Consider the following 17,471-nt stretch of genomic DNA (forward strand, 5'->3'; position numbering starts at 1 on the left):
TCAGGGACTCGGTCATGTGGCGACGGCTGGAGCCCTGGCGTCAGGCGTACGTGGCCGGCGCTCGATGGCGGGACGAGGCACTCATCACGGCGACGCACAGCAGTGCCCAGGCGACCACCGAGACCAGCTGGCCCAGCACGGCCGACGCAAGGATTCCGTTGGTGCCCAACGCCGAGTACAGCAGCCCCTGCAGGAAGCTGATCGGCGCGCCGAGGGCCGCGAGCACCGCGGCGGCGATGCACAGCGACCGTGCCATTCCCGAGGCGCGGACGGCGGCCACGATCGCGATCGCCACCGTCACCAGCGTGCCGATCAGACCGACGACGCCGAGGATGCGGCCGAGGCCGAGAGGGCTGAGCGAGGAATCCATCCCCCGATTCTCGCGGGGCAGCGGTTCATCGCCCGGGCGACGGCCTCATTGATCTCGTCGCGCTGCCGGTGCACCCGCTCGATCATCAGCACGGTGAGCAGGGCATTCTGCTCGTCCTGGTCACGCAGGAACCAGGCGAGGAAGTCCTCCTCGATGCCGATCATCAGCTCGACGGTCCGCTCCGCCTCGAGCGGCGTGACCGGGCTGACGGCGTGGTAGCCCGCCACCATCTCTTCGAACAGGGGCAGCCACTCAGCCTCTCGTCCGACCTCGAACAGGCGCGCCATGCCCGACAGGGAGCCGTAGAGCGGGTCGACCCAGCGCGGGCCGAGCTCGAGGTGGTCGGAGTCGATGTAGCCCGTGACCACCTCGCCGTCGAAGAGCACGTTGCCGGCGTGGTAGTCGCGGTGGATGATCTGCACCGGCAGCCCCTCGGTGCCGCGCCGCCGTTGACGCACGTGCAGACCGCGAGCGAGGGCCCCGGTGACGTCGATCTCGGCCATCGCGAGGTGCAGGCTGGCAGCGGCGGCACCCAGTTTGCGCATGTTGGCCCCGGCGTCGGGGGCGGTGTAGTCGCCCCAGGCAGCGCCCGGCAGTTCCGCGTAGACCAGCACCGCCTCATGGCCGAACATGACGTGCTTGGCGCCGGTGGCGGTGGGCACCAGATCGGGCACGGGCACGCCCTGCTCGGTGAGCTGCTCGAGAATCCAGGTCTCGGCCTGGATGGACGTGCGGGGACGCTTCTTCAGGTGGACGAACCCCGCCTCGGTGTCGAGCCGCAACCCCCCGCCGTTGATCTGGGCGAGGTGAATCGTGCCCAGCTGCGGCCAATGGGTGGCGAGGAAGCCCCGATCGGGCCAGCCCTCGATGGTGATGTCGTCCATTCGTGAAGCGTAGTGATTCTTGCCCCACCCGGACGAGGGCGCGGGGCAGACTGGACGCATGGCTGATGTGACCGTGACCCATGCCCCCTCCGCGTCGCGCTACGAGGTGCACTTCAACGGCGAGCTGGCGGGCTTCATCGACTATGTGCAGTCGGGCGACGTGCTCGACCTGACCCACACGGAGGTGTTCCCGCAGTTCGGCGGTCAGGGCATCGGGGGCCAGCTGGTGCAGGGCGCGCTCGACCAGATTCGCGAGGCGGGGCAGACGATCGTGCCGACGTGCCCCTTCGTGGCGACGTTCGTGAAGCGTCACCCCGACTACGCCGACCTGCTGGCCTGACGGTCGTCCCCACCCCTGGCGGGAGTTGTCCACAGGGGTTATCCACACTGTGGAAAACCACAGGCGTGTAATTCCACACGTGTGAGACCCCCGCCCATCCCGACGTAGCTTCAGTTGATGCACATGGCTTCGGTTCTGGGCCGAAGCCATGTGCACCAACTGAAGCCAAGTCGGGATGGCCCCCCGCACGGGATGGCGGGACGAGATGGCCGGGGACGAGATGGGCCGCGTCGGGGCCCGGGCGGCCGTGAGAGGGTGGGAGCGTGAGCGCTCCCGAGATCAGGTTCTGCCGCGTGTGCGGCACCGCGATGGAGCGGCGCATCCCGCCGATGGAAGACCGCCTTCGTCCGGTGTGCCCTGCGTGCGGCTACGTCGACTACGTCAACCCGATCAACGTGGTCGGCACGATCCCGACCTGGAACGCGGGCCGCACCGTGCTGCTGTGTCGGCGCAACATCGAACCCCGCAAGTACTTCTGGACGCTGCCCGGCGGCTTCCTCGAGCTCGGCGAGTCGATCAGCGACGGCGCCGAACGCGAGACCCGTGAGGAGGCCGGCGCCCGCGTGCACCTGCAGGGGTTGTTCACGGCCATCGACGTGATCAAGGCTGGCCAGCTGCACCTGTTCTTCCGCGCCTCCCTCGACGACCTCGACCTCTCCCCCGGCATCGAGACCATCGAGAACAAGCTCTTCGACGTCGCCGACATCCCCTGGGAGAAGCTGGCCTTCCGCACCGTGCGACTCACATTGCGGCACTACCTCGACGACCTCGAGCGGGGCGAGTTCTCTCTCCACCGGGACTCGATCAGCTGAGGGACTCGCTCAGCTGAGGGACTCGCTCAGCTGAGGGACTCGCTCAGCTCACGTCGCCCTGGGCACCCCGCCGCTGGTTCTCCTGCTGCAGGGCTCGCCAGCGCAACTCCAGGTCGTCCGGGTCGCCCGCCTCACCGTCCTCGGCGTGGGGGTCGAGCTGTTCCCGCCACGGACGAACGCCCAGCCAGTCCCCCACCAGCCACGCCGGCACGCTCGTGCCGACCGCCACCGTCAACGGCGGGAAGAACACCACCGGGGACGACACCAGCAGCACCACCGGGGTGAGCCAGGCCCGCAGCGGCCGCTGCTTCAGCAGCATGGCGGCCAACTGCAGCACCTCGGTGCGGGTCGCCGTCAGCGGGCGTGCCGAGGCGGCGCCGGTGTAGGCGGCCATCAGCACCGTCAGCACCCACACGATCGGGGTGATGAAGCCGATCACGGCGACCCTGGTGCCCGAACCCACGTGCGCGGCCGCCCAGATGTTGGCCGCCGTGCCGAGCACCACGATCCACGCGAGCAGCGAGATCGGCAGGTCACGCCGCCACGTCTGTTGCACCTGCCGCCACACGGTGGCCCAGCCCTCGTCCGCGTGTCGGTTGAGCGAGGTGACCACGCGCATCACCCCCGCCAGCCCGGGAATCGTGAGCACCACCGCGAGCACGGCCACCAAGGCGGCCCAGTTGGACGAGAAGAAGGCCGACGGCTTGCGCAGGAAGCCCATCAGCTGCGAGGTGCGGGTCGGGCCGGTCCGCGCGGGCTTGGAGCCAGCCTTGGCCCGGCGCCCGGACGACGTGGATGCCATGGGGTGCAGTCTTCCTGATGGTGGCGGGGAAACCGAACTGCCCGGGTGAGGAGACACCCGGGCAGTTGGCTGGTGGAGGGACGACGTCACTTGATGCCGGAGTTCACGAACCCGTTCACGAAGTAACGCTGGAAGATCAGGAACAGGATGATCATCGGCACCGCTGCCATGGTGGTGGCCGCCATCAGCAGTTCCCACTCGGTGGTCGACTCCTGCCGGAACACCGACAGACCCAACTGGATCACCCGCAGGTTCTCACTCTGGGTGACCAGCAACGGCCACAGGAAGTTGTTCCAGCCGGCCTCGAATGCCAGCAGACCCACCGTCAGCAGCCCCGGCTTGATCAGCGGGGTCACGATCTGCAGCCAGATGCGTGGCTCCGAGAGGCCGTCGAGTCGCGCGGCCTCGATCAGCTCCGAGGGAGTGGTCACGTAGAACTGGCGCAGCAGGAAGATCGAGAACGTCGAGACCATGCCGGGAACCAGCAGGCCCCACCACGAGTCGATCCAGCCCGTTCCGCCCTGGCCGATGATGTTGTTGCCACCGAACAGCGGCATGAACCGCACCATCAGGAAGGCCGGGATCACGGTCGCGTAGAACGGGATCATCATCGTCGCCAGGAACCAGGCGAAGATGAACGGCGCCGCCTTGAACCGCAACTTGGCCAGCGCATATCCGGCCGCGCTGCCCAGCACCAGCGTCGACACCACGTTGAAGGCGCCGATGATGAAGCTGTTCCGGGCGAAGATGCCGAACGGGGCCGCCTGCAGCGCTCGTCCGAAGTTCTCGAAGTGCCACTCGCTGGGGATGAACGGCGGACGTTCCATGCCGATCTCCCTGGGCGAGCGCACCGCGGTGAAGAACATCCACACGAACGGCAGCACCATCGCCAGCGAGACGATCAGCAGCACCACCCACAGCACGCCCCGACCCCAGAAGCGGCGACGCCGCTGCGAGGGTGCCTTGACGGTGTGCGTGGCCTCGGCGTTCTCGATCTCCTCGACGCTGTCGTCCGCGACGTTGCCGGGGACGTGAATGTCAGTCGCCATCGGTGTTTCCCACCACCTTCCGTGAGATGAGCGTGATCACGATCAGCACGAGCAGCAGCACCACCGACTGGGCGGTCGCGTAACCCATGCGGAACTGCTGGAAGGCAGCCACGTAGATCTGGTAGGTGATCACCGTGGTGGCGTTCGCGGGGCCACCGTTGGTCAGGTTGTAGATCAGGTCGAAGGTCTGGAAGTTGCCGATGATCGAGGTGACCAACACGAAGAAGGTCGCCGGACGAAGCATCGGCACCGTGATGTGCCAGAACTTCTGGATCGTCGAGGCCCCGTCGACATCGGCGGCCTCGTAGAGCTCCTGGGAGACACCCTGCAGGCTGGCGAGGTAGATCAGCATCTTCAGGCCGATGCCCTGCCAGATGGTGACGATGATCACCGCGGGCAGCGCCAGGTTCGAGTTCGTCAGCCAGGCCTGCGGCGTGATGCCGACGAAGCCGAGCAGCACGTTCGCCAGGCCGCCCTCGTTGGGGGCGTAGATCCACAGCCAGATCATGGCGATGGCCACGGTCGCGGTCACGTGGGGCATGAAGATCATCGTGCGGAACCACGACTGAGCCTTCAGGCCCTGATTGAGGGCGACCGCGAGCACCAGCGCGATGAACATCGAGATCGGCACGCCGATGACGACCATGATCAGGTTGTGCCACAGGGCCCGCCAGAACACCCCGTCGCCCATGATCTCGGCGTAGTTGTCGACGCCGTTGAAGACCGGCGCGTTGACCACGTCGTAGTCGGTGAAGCTCAGAATGATGGCGGCGACCACCGGGCCGCCGACCCACAGCAGGGTGTGCACGAAAGCGGGAAGGGTGAGGATCCAACCCCACATCTTCTCCGCACGCTGCGACGAACGCCTGCGGGGGCTGGTGACCCCCGCAGGCGTCGCAGTGGTCGTTGCGGTCACTTCACGCGGCCGATCGAGTCCTCGGCCATCGCCTTGAGGTCGGCAATGGTGTCCTTGACCGACTTCTTGCCGAGCACGCCGGCCTCCATGATCGGATCCATCTTGCCTCGGATCTCCATCCAGGCGGGGGTGCCGCCGTCGGTGACGGAGTACTGCAGGTTGTCGGAGGAGAACTTGGCGATCTTGTTGGCGTCGATCTCGGCGTCGGCCGGGATCTTGCGCGCGGGCACCTTGCCGGTGAAGCGCACCTGCTCGGTGAGGCCCTTGTCGCTCATCATGTAGGCGATGGCGGCGATGGCGGCCTCGGGGTTCTTCGAACGAGCCGACAGCGCGGCCAGGGTGCCGCCCTGGTAGATGACCTTCTTGTCGGCCGAGGTGCCCGGGCACAGCATGATGCCGAGGTTCTCGTCCTTGATCAGGTCGGGGGCCTGCTTGGCGAAGGTCGGCCACACGGCCGAGCTGTTCCAGCTGATCAGGGCCTTGTTGGTCTGGTAGGCGCCGGGCTGACCGGTGGCCACGCGCAGGTTGAAGTCCGACAGACCTTCCTTCTGCAGCATGACCAGCCACTCGAGGGCCTTGACGCCGGGCTCCTGGTCGAAGGTGATGCTCATGCCGTCGGGGGCGAACTGCGTGCCGCCGTAGGCGAAGATCATCTGGCCCCACGCCTGGCGCAGGCTCGAGGCGAGCATGTCGAGCGGGAACTTGCCGGTCTTGCCCTTGATCTCCTTGAGCAGGGCGGTGAAGTCGTCGATCGTGTCGACGTTGATGTCGGCATCGGTGAAGCCGGCCTTGCCCAGCAGGTCCTTGCGGTACAGGAACGGACGCGACTCCAGGTGCATCGGCACCGAGAACAGCTTGCCGTCGTAGGAGGCGTTCTCCAGCAGGTTGGGCACGACGTCGTCCGCGCCGATGGCGGTCTTGTCGATCTCGGCGACGATCTTCTTGTGGGCGAAGGGCTGGGTCCAGCCCATGCCGAACATGATGATGTCCGAGGGGCTGCCGCCGGCGATCTGGGTCGACAGCTTCTCGTTCAGCTTGTCCCACGGGGTGTAGTCGACCTGGAACTTGACGGCCGGGTGCTGCTCGGTGAAGGGCTTGAGCACCTTGCCCTCGAGCGCGGCCTTGCCTTCGGCACCGGCGAACTCGGGGGTGAGCAGGTTCAGCGTGCCCTTCAGCTCGGCGCTCGAGTTGACCTTGGCGGGCGTGTTGGCTTTGGTCGGGGTCGTGGACGAGCCACAGGCAGCGGCGGCCAGGCCGATGCCGGCAGCACCGGCCGCACCGATGAGCTGACGACGGTTGAGCATTGTTCCTCCTGAACGACCACCTGGGTCGTGTTCATCTGCGTTGACGAAGGGTGGACGCTCCGACCCCGGGTTGGGTGGTGTCCGTTGGCGGGAACTCTACGCGCTGGGAAAGCGCTTGCCCACTGGCTGTGATCGAATCGCAACCAACGGGGTCGTCCCAAGCTCTTGCCACTTCTTGCCTCCTGTGCAGACGGTCACGATGTGGTCTCGGTGGGCTGTGAGGGTCGGACGAGCCGTGCAGCCCGCCTGAGCACTTCGGTGTTCTCCGGCGTCGTCAGGCGGACGACGGGGACACGACAACGGGGCCCGGATCCCGAAGGATCCGAGCCCCGTGTGGCTCACCCGGCACGCATCGGCCGGGAGGCGGTGATTCAGCTGGCGGCAACCACGGCCACGGCCACGTGGGCGGTGACGGCGTCGTGCAGCTTGATGCCGACGGTGTGCGAACCCACGGTCTTGATGGGCTTGGCAACCTGCACCGAGCGCTTGTCGACGGCCGGGCCACCGGCCTTCTTCACGGCCAGGGCGATGTCGGCGGCGGTGACCGCACCGAACAGCTTGCCCTCGGCGCCGGCACGGGCCGGCAGCTCGACGGTCAGGCCCTCGATCTGCTCGCGCAGCTCGTTGGCGTGACCCAGGTCGCGCACCTGACGGGCGTCACGAGCGCGCTTGAGGCCCTCGATCTGCTTGTCGGCGCCGCGGGTCCAGGCGATCGCCTTGCCCTGCGGCAGCAGGTAGTTGCGGCCGTAGCCGTCCTTGACCTCGACGATGTCGCCGGCAATGCCGAGCTTGTCGATGGCAGCGGTGAGAATGAGCTTCATGTGTCAGTCCCCTTCTCAGCGAGCGGTCGAGGCGTAGGGCAGCAGAGCCATCTCGCGCGCGTTCTTGATCGCGATGGCGACCTTGCGCTGGTCCTGGACCGAGAGGCCCGTGACGCGGCGGGCGCGGATCTTCCCGCGCTCGGAGATGAACTTGCGCAGGGTTGCGGTGTCCTTGTAGTCGACGTTCGCGACGCGAACCGACTTCACCGGGACGATCTTCTTCTTGTTCACAGGCTTGCGCTGTGGACCGGCCATTGTGGTGCTCCTTCGTGTGGGCCCGGCTCTCGCCGGAAGGGCCTGTCGTGGATGGCGGACGAGCCGCCGGGAACGTGGTGGGCTCTGAGCTGAGCGCCGATCGAGCGGACTCGATCAGGCACCGATCAGAACGGGGGCTCCTCGGCCTGGGCCGAAGCCCAGGGGTCAGTGCCGCCGCCGCGGTTGTCGCCGCCCTGGCTGCCCGAGTTGTTCCAACCGCCCTGGCTGGAACCACCCTGGCCGCCGCCCTGCTGCTGGGACTGCTGGCTCTGCCAGCCGCCGCCACCGCCCTGGCCGCCACCGGAACCGCTGGGGTTCCGGTTGACCTTGGCGCTGGCGTAGCGCAGGGAGGGACCGACTTCTTCGACCTCGACCTCGAACACGGTGCGACGCTCGCCCTCGCGGGTCTCGTAGCTGCGTGACTTCAGTCGTCCGTTCACGATGACGCGCATGCCCTTGGTGAGGGACTCGGTCACGTTCTCGGCGGCCTGACGCCACACCGAGCAGTTCAGGAACATGGCATCACCGTCTTTCCACTCACCGGACTGACGGTCGAACGTGCGCGGGGTCGAGGCCACCGTGAAGCTGGCCACGGCCGCACCCGAGGGGGTGAAGCGCAGTTCTGGGTCGGCGGTGAGGTTGCCGATGATGGTGATGGGCGTTTCGCCTGCCATGGGGGTCTCCGAATCGGACGTGTGCTTGGGCTGTCGACCTCAGCCTGCCAGTGAGCACTGACAGAAAACAGGGGTCAGCCCAAGGCTGTGGACAACTCAGGCGTCGACGCGCTGAACCTTGGTCCGCATGATCGACTCGTCGATGGACATCAGACGGTCCATCTCCTTGACGTCAGCGGGGTTGGCGGTCAGGTTGATGACGACGTAGGAACCTTCCGACTTCTTGTTGATGTCGTAGGAGAACCGACGGCGGCCCCACACGTCGACGTTGTCGATCGTGCCCTGGGCCTTGGTGATGACGGCGGTGTGCTTCTCAACAAGGGGAGAAACCTGACGATCGTCCACCTCGGGGTCAATGATGACCATGACTTCGTACTTGCGCATGCGCGAACTCCACCTCCTCTGGTCTCGGCGGCCACGAGTCGTTCCCGTGGCAGGAGGGCGAATGCCTGGCGCGCCCCACAGGAGGCGGAGCGCACCGAGGGACGAGTCTACGCGCGCGGCCGTCGTCCGGGGAAATCGGGGCGGTGACCAGGTCGGACGAGGGCTCAGCCCCGGTGACGGGCGATGTAGTGCTTGAGGGCCTCGACGTCGAGGGGCAGGTCGTCGACATGGCGCGGAGCCTCGAGCAGACCCGCGAACCGGGTGGGGAACTCCGGTTCGTGCCCCAGGGCCTCGCGGATCGTGTCGGCGAACTTCACCGGGAGCGCGGTCTCGAGCACGATCATCGGTTCGTCGTCAGGCTGGTCTGCCTGGTCGAGCTGGTCGAGCTGGTCGAGGGCGACCTTCACACCATCGGCGGTGTGCGGATCGATGGTCACCCCGGCCTCGGCGTGCACGCGGCGAATGGTGGCGACCCGGTCGGCATGGGTCGAGGAACCCGAGCTGAAGCCGAACTGGTCACCGATGCGGCCCAGGTCGTCGGAGAGATCGAAGAACCCCCGCTCGGGCAGGTCGCCGGCGAACAGCTCGCGCAGGCGGGCGGCGTCTCGTCCGACCAGGTCGAAGATGAAGCGCTCGAGGTTGGAGGCCTTCGAGATGTCCATCGAGGGTGAGCTGGTGGCCGGCGTGTGGTCCGAACCCCGGGGACGGTAGATACCGGTGCGGAAGAACTCGTCGAGCACGTCGTTCTCGTTGGTGGCCACCACCAACCGGCGGATCGGTAGGCCCAGCTGGCGGGCGACGTGGCCGGCGCAGACGTTGCCGAAGTTGCCGGTGGGAACGGTGAACGAGACCTGCTGGTCGTCGCGGTCGGTCACCTCGAGCCAGGCGATCACGTAGTAGACGACCTGGGCGACCAGGCGGGCCCAGTTGATGGAGTTGACGGCGCCGATGCTGTGCTCGCGCTTGAAATCGGCGTCGGCCATCACGGCCTTCACCAGGTCTTGGCAGTCGTCGAAGACCCCGTCGACGGCCAGGTTGTGCACGCCCGGGTCGTCCAGCGAGAACATCTGCGCCTGCTGGAACGGGGTCATGCGTCCGGCCGGGGTGAGCATGAAGGTCTCGATGCCCGCGCGACCACGCATGGCGTACTCGGCGGCCGAGCCGGTGTCGCCGCTGGTGGCGCCGAGAATGGTCAGGGTCTGGCCGCGGCGGGCCAGCTCGTACTCGAACAACTGACCCAGCAACTGCATGGCCAGATCCTTGAACGCGGCGGTGGGCCCCTCGGAGAGATGGGCGAGCCACAGCCGCTCATCGACGGCGTCGAGCCGGCTGACGGGAACCACGGCGGGGTCGGAGAAGACCTCCCCGTTCCAGGCGCGCTCGCAGATGTCGCGCAGGTCGTCACTGGGGATGTCGTCAATGAACAGGCTCAGAATGCGGTGCCCGACGGCGGCGTAGCCCTCGTCCTGGTGCAGCGCGCGGAGGGCCGCGAGGTCGTCCGTGGTCAGGGTCGGGTACGACTCGGGCAGGTACAGGCCGCCGCCGGCCGCGAGCCCCTCGAGCAGGATGTCGCAGAAGCTGGCCCGGATGTCGGTGTCGCGGGTCGAGAGGTAGAGCACGAGGTCAGCCTAGATCGGACGCCGCGAGCCTTGGCCTGCACGCGCACTGGCGGACTCAGCGCCGAGGTGGCCCCGGCAGCAGGAACTGACCGGCCGTCTTCCAGGCCCGCAGGCCGCCCGCGACGAACTCGCAGGAGTGGCCCTGCTCGCGCACGGCCGGCACGAGGTGCCCCGAGCGCAGCCCGGAGTCGCAGATCAGCACGAAGGTGCCGTCGGGTTCGGCCAGCGGGTTCCCAGCGTGCACGGCCGCGAACGCGTCGGCGGCGAGTTCCCGGGGGTCGACCAACTTGGAACCCGGCGCGTGACCGGCGACGTACTCATCGAGCGTGCGCACGTCGACGAGCACCCCGCCCTTGCTGAGCAGCGCCAGTGCCTCGTCGACACCGATACCGCCGCTCGGCATGACCTTGCTGGCCAGGAAGTCCTTGAAACCCATGGAGTCCATTGCAGCAGGGGTGAGCCCGGATCGCACCCCCACGGCGGCTCGCGCGACACCGAACGACTCTTCGCACAGGTACGCCGCTGGCCTACGCTTGAGCCGACCGCTCGCTGAAAGGGCAATCATGAGCAACGACTGGCAGAACCAGCAGCAGGGTGACCCGAACCCGTGGGCACCCAAGACCTCGGACGAGAACGTGTGGCCCGGCTCGGTGTCCCAGGGTTCGGCCTCCCAGGCCTCCGCTTCCCAGGCCTCAGCTTCCCAGACCTCCGCCTCCCAGGATTGGGCCGGCCAGAGTGCGCCGGCCAGTGAGGGATCGGCGTCGGCACAGGCCTCGGCGAGCAGCCAGCCCTCCGCCGCGCAGCAGGACCCGTGGAATCAGCCCAGCGCGAGCCAATACGGCGGTGACAGCCAGTACAGCGCCGGCAGCCAGTACAGCGCCGGCAGCCAGCCCTCGGCCGGGTACGAGCAGCAGACGTGGAACCAGACCTACGCCGAGCCCCAGAACCTATACGGCGACAACCAGTACGGCGACAACCAGTACGGCCAGACTGCGCAGCCGGTCTACGGCACCGACCAGTACGGGCAGCAGCCGGTCTACGGCGACAATCAGTACGGCCAGACCCAGCAGCAGCCCTACGGCACCGACCAGTACGGCCAGCAGCAGGCTGCCTACGCCGCCGACCCCTACGCGCAGCAGCAGCAGAACTACGTCTACGGCGATTCCGGCCAGCAGGCCTATGGCTATGGCGCCATGGCACCGTACGGTTCCAGCCCCGATGCCCCCTACGGCATCGACCCCAAAACCGGCATCCCCTTCTCTGACAAGCAGAAGACCGTCGCCGGCATCCTCGGCATCGTGCTCGGCAGCCTCGGCGTCGGCCGGTTCTACACCGGCCACATCACCCTGGGCGTGCTGCAGTTGGTGGTCTCCATCGTCACCTTCGGCGTCGGCAGCCTGTGGGGACTGATCGACGGCATCCTCATGCTGGTCGGCGATCCCAAGGACGCCCAGGGTCGTCCGCTGCGCTGACCCAGACACCGCCACAACCCGCACGCGGGCTCGTCGCGCCGCCTTGCAAGGGGGGCGCAGCGAGCCCGCGTGCGGGTTGTGGCGGTCAATCCTCGTCCGGGTGGGTGGCCGAACCCGGTGATCGCCGCCTCGCCTCGGCAACGCTTGGCAAAAGGCGGCGCGAAGCTCGTCCCCGACGTTGAATGGGTGCATGAGTGACCACCCCAACGCTGCCCAGCCGCTCGTGGACTTCGTGCCGACCAAGGAGTTCTTCGTCGGCATCGACTCCGACGGCTGCGCCATGGACGCCATGGACATCAAGCACCAGGAGTGCTTCACCCCGACGTCGATCAAGCACTGGGACCTGCAGCCCATCTCGACCCTGGCCCGCCAGACCGCACTGTTCGTCAACCTCGGTTCGGTGACCCGCGGGCTCAACCGCTGGCTTGCGCTCAAGCAGCTGCTCGACCTGCTGCGCGACCGGGTCGAGGTGGCCGAGCGTGGGGTGACGATCCCCGAGTACCCCGAACTGACGGCCTTCATCGAGGCCGAGGGCTACCCCCTCTCCGATGTCGGCATTCTGCGCTACCAGGCTGACCACCCGTCCGAGACCATCGACAAGGCGGTCACCTGGGGCAACGCGGTGAACGCGTCCATCGCCGACATGGTGCACGGCTGCGGACCCTTCCCCGGGGTGCGCGAGGCGATGCAGGCCATGCAGACCGACGTCGACTGCATGACCGTGTCGGCCACCCCCCTGCACGCGCTCGAGTACGAGTGGAACGCGCACGGCATCGCCCAGTACATGAAGGTGATCGCGGGGCAGGAGATGGGCTCGAAGGCCGAGCACGTCGGCTACGCCGCCACCGGCAAGTACGACGCCGACAAGATCATGCTGATCGGTGACGCTCCGGGCGACCGGGACGCCGCCGCGAAGGCCGGCTGCCTCTACTACCCGATCCTGCCGGGCAACGAGAAGCACTCCTGGGCCCGGTTCACTGCCGAGGCCCTGCCCCGATTCCTCGCCGGCACCTACGCCGGTGACTACCAGGCCCAGCTGATTGACGAGTTCACCAGCTACCTGCCCGACCAGGTGCCGTGGGAAACCATCTCCGGCAACCGTTCCGTTCCGATGCCGAAGGTGAAGTGACATGGCCGAAATCGTTGATCTGACCGCCGCCCCCTACAACTTGGACGAGGCGCAGGTCGCCTGGGTCGAGGAGACCCTCGCCGGCATGTCGCTCGACGAGCAGGTCGGGCAGTTGTTCACCAACCTGTTCTTCTTCGGCGAGGACGCCTTCTCGGGCAACTCCTACACCGCCGAGCAGATCATCGAGAAGTTCCACGTGGGTCTCGCCCGCTACCACGGTGGCGCCTCCGACCAGGTGCAGGACCTGCTGAACCGCCTGCAGACCGCCTCGAAGATTCCGCTGCTGATCGCGGCGAACTGCGACTCGGGCGGCAACGGGGCCATGAAGGACGGCACCTACATCGCGTCGGGCGCGCAGACCGAGGCGACGGGCTCGGTCGAGGTCGCCCGCAATGCCGGGTACGTGTCGGGCCGCGAGATGGACGCCATCGGCGCCAACCTGAACTTCGACCCCTGCGTCGACATTCTCGAGAACTGGCGCAACACCATCGTCAACACCCGCGCCTATGGCACGAATGCCGACGATGTCATCAAGTACACCATTCCGTTCGTGGAGGGGCAGCGCGAGTCGGGCATCCTGACCGCCATCAAGCACTTCCCCGGTGACGGTACCGAGGAACGCGACCAGCACCTCGTCCTCGGTGTGAATGAGTTGTCTCCCGAGCAGTGGGACGAGTCGTTCGGTCGGGTGTACGCCGCGCACATCGACAACGGCGTGGAAATGATCATGGCCGGCCACATCGCGCTGCCCTACTACTCGCAGAAGCTGAACCCCGAGTTGGCCGACGCCGACATCATGCCGGCCACCCTGGCACCCGAGTTGCTGAATGGCCTGCTCAAGACCCAGTTGGGCTTCAACGGCGCCGTCATCACCGACGCGTCGCACATGCTCGGCATGACCGCGGCCATGCGGCGTGAGGACTACGTTCCGCTGTCGATCGCGGCCGGCTGCGACGCGTTCCTGTTCTTCAACAACCTCGAAGAGGACTTCGGCTTCATGAAGGCCGGCGTCGAGAAGGGCATCATCACCCAGGAACGTCTGGACGATGCCAACCGCCGCATTCTCGGCCTGAAGGCGAAGCTGCGCCTGCACGAGCGCCGCGAGCAGGGCACCCTGCTGCGCACGAAGGAGGCCCTCGAGGTCGTCGGCTGCGACGAGCACCTGGCGATGCAGGCCGAGGCGGCCGACCTGGGCATCACGCTGGTCAAGAACACCCTCGACCAGCTGCCCCTGAACCCGACCGACCACAAGCGGGTGCGCATCTACCACCTGACCGGCGAGGTCGGCGGCATCACGGGCGGCGGTGAGCCCGAGATGCTGAACCTGTACGTGAAGCTGCTCAACGAGCGCGGCTACGAGGTCAGCGTCAACGACGGCACCACCCGGGTGAAGGGGGCCACGCTCGCCTACCGCGAGGAGGTCGACGCCGCCCTGGTGCTCGCCGAGGTGATCGGCTACGGCGCGCAGAACAACTACCGCATCCAGTGGAAGACCGCGATGAGCAACGAGGTGCCCTGGTATGTGTGGGAAGTGCCGACGTTCATGGTCAGCCACAACTTCACGACGCATCTGCACGACGCCACCATGGTGAAGGCCTACATCAACGCCTATCACCCCAACGAGGGCAACGTGCGGGCCACGCTCGACAAGCTCGAGGGCAAGTCGGAGTTCAAGGGCACCGCCAATGAGCTGGTCTGGACCGAGAAGTGGCAGGCCAAGCTCTGAGCCGACAGGGAGGCCGCGTCGCGGGCACCCCCCGCGTTTGCCTGCCGAACGCGCACATGCCGCCGTTGCAACAGGGGCAAACGCGCATTCGGGAGGCAAACGCGATGCTTGCCACGACCCTCGTCAGTCGTCCTTGTGACGCCTGAGCTCCGCGATCCTGGCGTACATCTCCTCGATCAGGTGCGAGAACTTCTTCTCCACCTCGCGCCGGCGCACCTTCAGGGTCGGCGTCAGTAGGCCGTTCTCCATCGTGAACTCCTCCAGCGAGGCGCGCAGGTCGCGGATCTGCTCGTGGCTGGGCAACTTCGCCGTGAGCGCCTGCACCCGGGACTTCAGTTCGTCCACGACGGCGGGGTTGGTGAGCAGGTCGGCGGGGTTGCCCTTCGGCAGTTGCAGCCGGTCGGCCAGATCTTCCAGGTGCGGCAGCGAGGGCCGCACCAGCAGCGTCAGCGTGGGTCGTCCCTCACCGATCAGCACCGCATGCTCGAACAGCGGGTCCGACAGGATCAACCCCTCGATGGGCTGCGGGGCGACGTTCTTGCCGCCCGAGGTGACGATGATGTCCTTGATGCGGTCGGTGATGAACAGGAACCCGTCGGAGTCGATGTAGCCGGCGTCGCCGGTGTGCAACCACCCCTCGTCGTCGATGGCCTCGGCACTCGCCTCGGGGTTGTTCCAGTAGCCCGACATCAGGTTGGGACCGCGGTACAAGATCTCGGACTCCGCGCCCACCCTCAGCTCACCCGGCACCATCACCCGACCCGCGGACGAAACCTTGAAGGCCGCCGGCGAGTTGAAGCTGACCAGCGGTGATGCCTCCGTCAGGCCGTAGCCGGTGAAGATCGGCATGCCCGCGGCCGAGAAGAACTCCTCGACCTCGCGCCGGATCGGCGCACCACCGCAGGCCATCACGGTCTTCTCGCCACCCATGGCCTCACGGATGTTCTTCAGCACCAGCTTGTCGGCCAGCCCCAATTGGGAGCGCCACACCACCGACGGCTCCTTGCCCTTGCGGTACGAATGCTGCATCTGCCCGCCGACCCGCAGGGCCCAGTCGAAGATGCGCTTCTTGACCGGACTCGTGGCGGCCTTCTCGTGGGCCACCCGGTAGACGGTCTCGTACAGCTTGGGAACGCTGACGATCAGGGTCGGCTGCACCTCGGTGAGCATGTCGGCGACCTTGCGCGGGTTGGGGCAGTAGGTGTTGCGGCACCCGTGGGCGATCACCATCCACTGCCAGGCCCGCTCGAGCGCGTGGCTGAGCGGCAGGAAGCACAGCGAGTGATCCTCGGGCGAGAAGTCGAACAGGTTGGCCACGGCGCGGCACTGCGCGACCAGCGCACCGTGGGTGAGCATGACGCCCTTCGGGTCGCCGGTGGTGCCCGAGGTGTAGCCCAGGGCGGTCAGGTCGTCCGCGGACTGCGCCGCCAACCGGACGGCCAGTTCGGCATCGGCGGAGGCCTCGTCGTCCGTCGTCAACCAGTCCGAGAACCGGACGACCCCGTCTCGCTGCAGGCCCTCGTCGAGGCTGACCACCGGCCAGTCGGCCCCCAGCTGCTCGCGGGCCTCGAGCACCCGATCGCATTCGGCCTCGCCGCCGATGATCATGGTCGAGGCGCCCGAATCACGCACGATGTGAGCGATCTGATCGGGCGTCGACGTGGCGTAGATCGGCACCAACACCGCTCCGGAGTACTGCACGCCGAGGTCGACGGCGGTCCACTCCGGCAGGTTCGGGGCGAACAGGGCGACACGATCACCGCGACCGACACCATCGCGGACGAAGGCCCGGGCGACCCGCGTCGCGAGGTGGCGCAGATCGGCATAGGTGAGGTCGACCCAGCGGTCGTCCCGCTTGACCCGGGTGGCGATTCGCGACGCGTAGGTGGTGGCGGCGCGGTCGAACAGCTGCCAGAGGTGATCCGTCTCGATCAGGTCGAGGGGTGCGGGCATGACTCTCCTTCGGGTCTCGCGCAATCCTACTGTGGCGTAGGTAGGCGGTGTCAGCACCTGCTGGGGTGGGCGCAACCACGTTCCGTCGGTCGAGTCCCGTCAGAGGCGGTCGCGCAGCCAGGCGATGTCGGCGGTGTGCTCGTCCACGCCTCCCGGGGTCTCCACGACCACCGGAGCGCCGGCCAGGCGGACGACCTCGGCGATGCCGTCGGGATCGGCCTGGCCGGCACCCAGGTTGGCGTGCCGGTCGGCGCCGGAGTCGAACGCATCGCGGGAGTCGTTGCAGTGCACGAGATCGATGCGTCCGGTGATCGCCTTGACCCGTTCGACCAGCCCGACCAGCTCCTCGCCGCCGGCATGGGCGTGGCAGGTGTCGAGACAGAAACCCACCCGATCGGCGTTCGGCGACCCCTCGATCGCCGACCACAGCTGGTCGATCCGCTCCAGCTTGCGGGCCATCGCATTGCCGCCACCGGCGGTGTTCTCGATCAGGATCGGGATCGGCAGGTCGAGCCCGTCGATGCACTTGCGCCAGTTCTCGAAGCCCACCTCGGGCTCCTCATTGGCCGTCACGTGCCCACCGTGGACGATCACGCCGGTCGCGCCCACCTCGGCGGCACCGGTGACCGTCTGCTGCAGCAGCTTGCGCGAAGGAATGCGGATGCGATTGTTGGTCGAGGCGACGTTCATCACGTAGGGGGCATGCACGAACAGCTGCACCCCGGCCTCGTCCGCCGACGCCTTCAGGGCCGCGGCACCGCCCGGGAAGGCGAGCTTGGGGGCCTTCCACGACTGCGGGTCGCCGAGGAAGAACTGCGAGACCGATGCCCCCCGCGCGAGCGCCTCGGAGACGGGGTCGAGGTTGTCGACATGGGCACCGATGCGAAGATCTGCGGACATGGCGCCAGCCTAGTTCAGCCCACCGACAAGACCGTCCGCCAGCGGACGCCCGGGGTCGTCC

Annotated in this window: 19 protein-coding genes; 5 read left to right on the plus strand and 14 right to left on the minus strand. The window is 67.4% G+C overall.

Going from position 1 to position 17,471, the window contains the following annotated elements:
• Nucleotides 1-40 precede the first annotated feature (40 nt).
• Nucleotides 41-370 (minus strand): hypothetical protein, encoded by a 330-nt coding sequence (locus tag ACSDQ9_RS08740; protein WP_435146099.1) that lies wholly within the window; start codon nucleotides 368-370, stop codon nucleotides 41-43.
• Nucleotides 313-1,254, minus strand: a complete 942-nt coding sequence (locus ACSDQ9_RS08745) for a phosphotransferase enzyme family protein (RefSeq protein ID WP_435146101.1) — start codon at nucleotides 1,252-1,254, stop codon at nucleotides 313-315. The genes ACSDQ9_RS08740 and ACSDQ9_RS08745 overlap by 58 nt, the downstream gene beginning before the upstream one ends.
• Nucleotides 1,255-1,312: 58 nt before the next feature.
• On the opposite strand from ACSDQ9_RS08745, the gene ACSDQ9_RS08750 reads away from it, so the two are divergent.
• Entirely contained in the window at nucleotides 1,313-1,594 is a 282-nt protein-coding gene (locus ACSDQ9_RS08750) for a GNAT family N-acetyltransferase (protein ID WP_435146103.1), read from the plus strand.
• A 263-nt stretch (nucleotides 1,595-1,857) separates the two neighbouring features.
• Nucleotides 1,858-2,406 (plus strand): NUDIX hydrolase, encoded by a 549-nt coding sequence (locus ACSDQ9_RS08755; protein ID WP_435146105.1) that lies wholly within the window; start codon nucleotides 1,858-1,860, stop codon nucleotides 2,404-2,406.
• Nucleotides 2,407-2,449: 43 nt separating this feature from the next.
• Here ACSDQ9_RS08755 and ACSDQ9_RS08760 read toward each other — a convergent pair whose 3' ends face one another.
• From ACSDQ9_RS08760 to ACSDQ9_RS08805, 10 genes are all read right to left on the minus strand, one after another.
• Nucleotides 2,450-3,208, minus strand: a complete 759-nt coding sequence (locus ACSDQ9_RS08760) for a hypothetical protein (protein ID WP_435146107.1) — start codon at nucleotides 3,206-3,208, stop codon at nucleotides 2,450-2,452.
• A gap of 86 nt (nucleotides 3,209-3,294) precedes the next feature.
• Entirely contained in the window at nucleotides 3,295-4,257 is a 963-nt protein-coding gene (locus ACSDQ9_RS08765; RefSeq protein WP_435146109.1) for a carbohydrate ABC transporter permease, read from the minus strand.
• The gene (locus ACSDQ9_RS08770) at nucleotides 4,247-5,098 is read right to left on the minus strand and encodes a carbohydrate ABC transporter permease (RefSeq protein WP_435146111.1); all 852 of its coding nucleotides are present in this window, start codon (nucleotides 5,096-5,098) and stop codon (nucleotides 4,247-4,249) included. Before ACSDQ9_RS08770 ends, ACSDQ9_RS08765 begins: the two co-directional genes overlap by 11 nt.
• 71 nt (nucleotides 5,099-5,169) lie before the next feature.
• Nucleotides 5,170-6,477, minus strand: a complete 1,308-nt coding sequence (locus ACSDQ9_RS08775) for an extracellular solute-binding protein (RefSeq protein ID WP_435146113.1) — start codon at nucleotides 6,475-6,477, stop codon at nucleotides 5,170-5,172.
• Between the two features lie 371 nt (nucleotides 6,478-6,848).
• Entirely contained in the window at nucleotides 6,849-7,298 is a 450-nt protein-coding gene (gene rplI, locus ACSDQ9_RS08780) for a 50S ribosomal protein L9 (RefSeq protein ID WP_435146115.1), read from the minus strand.
• A gap of 15 nt (nucleotides 7,299-7,313) precedes the next feature.
• Nucleotides 7,314-7,553, minus strand: coding sequence for a 30S ribosomal protein S18 (gene rpsR / locus ACSDQ9_RS08785; RefSeq protein ID WP_435146117.1), 240 nt, complete (start codon nucleotides 7,551-7,553; stop codon nucleotides 7,314-7,316).
• A 125-nt stretch (nucleotides 7,554-7,678) separates the two neighbouring features.
• On the minus strand, nucleotides 7,679-8,227 hold the full coding sequence (locus tag ACSDQ9_RS08790) for a single-stranded DNA-binding protein (protein ID WP_435146119.1): 549 nt from the start codon (nucleotides 8,225-8,227) through the stop codon (nucleotides 7,679-7,681).
• Between the two features lie 96 nt (nucleotides 8,228-8,323).
• Nucleotides 8,324-8,611, minus strand: a complete 288-nt coding sequence (gene rpsF, locus ACSDQ9_RS08795; protein WP_435146121.1) for a 30S ribosomal protein S6 — start codon at nucleotides 8,609-8,611, stop codon at nucleotides 8,324-8,326.
• A 164-nt stretch (nucleotides 8,612-8,775) separates the two neighbouring features.
• Nucleotides 8,776-10,230, minus strand: coding sequence for a threonine synthase (gene thrC / locus ACSDQ9_RS08800; protein WP_435146123.1), 1,455 nt, complete (start codon nucleotides 10,228-10,230; stop codon nucleotides 8,776-8,778).
• A gap of 55 nt (nucleotides 10,231-10,285) precedes the next feature.
• Nucleotides 10,286-10,666: a rhodanese-like domain-containing protein gene (locus ACSDQ9_RS08805; RefSeq protein WP_435146125.1), complete on the minus strand. Its 381-nt coding sequence runs from the start codon at nucleotides 10,664-10,666 to the stop codon at nucleotides 10,286-10,288.
• A 127-nt stretch (nucleotides 10,667-10,793) separates the two neighbouring features.
• Between ACSDQ9_RS08805 and ACSDQ9_RS08810 the strand changes: the two genes are divergently transcribed.
• The 3 genes from ACSDQ9_RS08810 (at nucleotide 10,794) to ACSDQ9_RS08820 (ending at nucleotide 14,557) form a co-directional block, all read left to right on the plus strand.
• Complete coding sequence (locus ACSDQ9_RS08810; protein WP_435146127.1) at nucleotides 10,794-11,702, plus strand: TM2 domain-containing protein; 909 nt, start codon at nucleotides 10,794-10,796, stop codon at nucleotides 11,700-11,702.
• Between the two features lie 190 nt (nucleotides 11,703-11,892).
• Nucleotides 11,893-12,831, plus strand: coding sequence for an HAD family hydrolase (locus ACSDQ9_RS08815; RefSeq protein ID WP_435146129.1), 939 nt, complete (start codon nucleotides 11,893-11,895; stop codon nucleotides 12,829-12,831).
• A gap of 1 nt (nucleotide 12,832) precedes the next feature.
• Nucleotides 12,833-14,557 (plus strand): glycoside hydrolase family 3 protein, encoded by a 1,725-nt coding sequence (locus ACSDQ9_RS08820; RefSeq protein ID WP_435146131.1) that lies wholly within the window; start codon nucleotides 12,833-12,835, stop codon nucleotides 14,555-14,557.
• Between the two features lie 123 nt (nucleotides 14,558-14,680).
• Here the strand turns inward: ACSDQ9_RS08820 and ACSDQ9_RS08825 are convergent, their stop codons facing one another.
• On the minus strand, nucleotides 14,681-16,510 hold the full coding sequence (locus tag ACSDQ9_RS08825; protein ID WP_435146133.1) for an AMP-dependent synthetase/ligase: 1,830 nt from the start codon (nucleotides 16,508-16,510) through the stop codon (nucleotides 14,681-14,683).
• 99 nt (nucleotides 16,511-16,609) lie between these two features.
• Nucleotides 16,610-17,410 (minus strand): deoxyribonuclease IV, encoded by an 801-nt coding sequence (locus tag ACSDQ9_RS08830; protein WP_435146135.1) that lies wholly within the window; start codon nucleotides 17,408-17,410, stop codon nucleotides 16,610-16,612.
• Nucleotides 17,411-17,471 lie beyond the last annotated feature (61 nt).

Source organism: Aestuariimicrobium soli, assembly GCF_051192575.1.
GTDB lineage: Bacteria > Actinomycetota > Actinomycetes > Propionibacteriales > Propionibacteriaceae > Aestuariimicrobium > Aestuariimicrobium soli.

Bases quoted from the DNA above. Each gene is read 5' to 3' on its own strand.
- ACSDQ9_RS08740 (WP_435146099.1), bottom strand. From the start codon at position 370: ATGGATTCCTCGCTCAGCCCTCTCGGCCTCGGCCGCATCCTCGGCGTC.
- ACSDQ9_RS08745 (WP_435146101.1), bottom strand. From the start codon at position 1,254: ATGGACGACATCACCATCGAGGGCTGGCCCGATCGGGGCTTCCTCGCC.
- ACSDQ9_RS08750 (WP_435146103.1), top strand. From the start codon at position 1,313: ATGGCTGATGTGACCGTGACCCATGCCCCCTCCGCGTCGCGCTACGAG.
- ACSDQ9_RS08760 (WP_435146107.1), bottom strand. From the start codon at position 3,208: ATGGCATCCACGTCGTCCGGGCGCCGGGCCAAGGCTGGCTCCAAGCCC.
- ACSDQ9_RS08765 (WP_435146109.1), bottom strand. From the start codon at position 4,257: ATGGCGACTGACATTCACGTCCCCGGCAACGTCGCGGACGACAGCGTC.
- ACSDQ9_RS08770 (WP_435146111.1), bottom strand. From the start codon at position 5,098: ATGTGGGGTTGGATCCTCACCCTTCCCGCTTTCGTGCACACCCTGCTG.
- ACSDQ9_RS08775 (WP_435146113.1), bottom strand. From the start codon at position 6,477: ATGCTCAACCGTCGTCAGCTCATCGGTGCGGCCGGTGCTGCCGGCATC.
- rplI (WP_435146115.1), bottom strand. From the start codon at position 7,298: ATGAAGCTCATTCTCACCGCTGCCATCGACAAGCTCGGCATTGCCGGC.
- rpsR (WP_435146117.1), bottom strand. From the start codon at position 7,553: ATGGCCGGTCCACAGCGCAAGCCTGTGAACAAGAAGAAGATCGTCCCG.
- ACSDQ9_RS08790 (WP_435146119.1), bottom strand. From the start codon at position 8,227: ATGGCAGGCGAAACGCCCATCACCATCATCGGCAACCTCACCGCCGAC.
- rpsF (WP_435146121.1), bottom strand. From the start codon at position 8,611: ATGCGCAAGTACGAAGTCATGGTCATCATTGACCCCGAGGTGGACGAT.
- ACSDQ9_RS08805 (WP_435146125.1), bottom strand. From the start codon at position 10,666: ATGGGTTTCAAGGACTTCCTGGCCAGCAAGGTCATGCCGAGCGGCGGT.
- ACSDQ9_RS08810 (WP_435146127.1), top strand. From the start codon at position 10,794: ATGAGCAACGACTGGCAGAACCAGCAGCAGGGTGACCCGAACCCGTGG.
- ACSDQ9_RS08815 (WP_435146129.1), top strand. From the start codon at position 11,893: ATGAGTGACCACCCCAACGCTGCCCAGCCGCTCGTGGACTTCGTGCCG.
- ACSDQ9_RS08820 (WP_435146131.1), top strand. From the start codon at position 12,833: ATGGCCGAAATCGTTGATCTGACCGCCGCCCCCTACAACTTGGACGAG.
- ACSDQ9_RS08825 (WP_435146133.1), bottom strand. From the start codon at position 16,510: ATGCCCGCACCCCTCGACCTGATCGAGACGGATCACCTCTGGCAGCTG.
- ACSDQ9_RS08830 (WP_435146135.1), bottom strand. From the start codon at position 17,410: ATGTCCGCAGATCTTCGCATCGGTGCCCATGTCGACAACCTCGACCCC.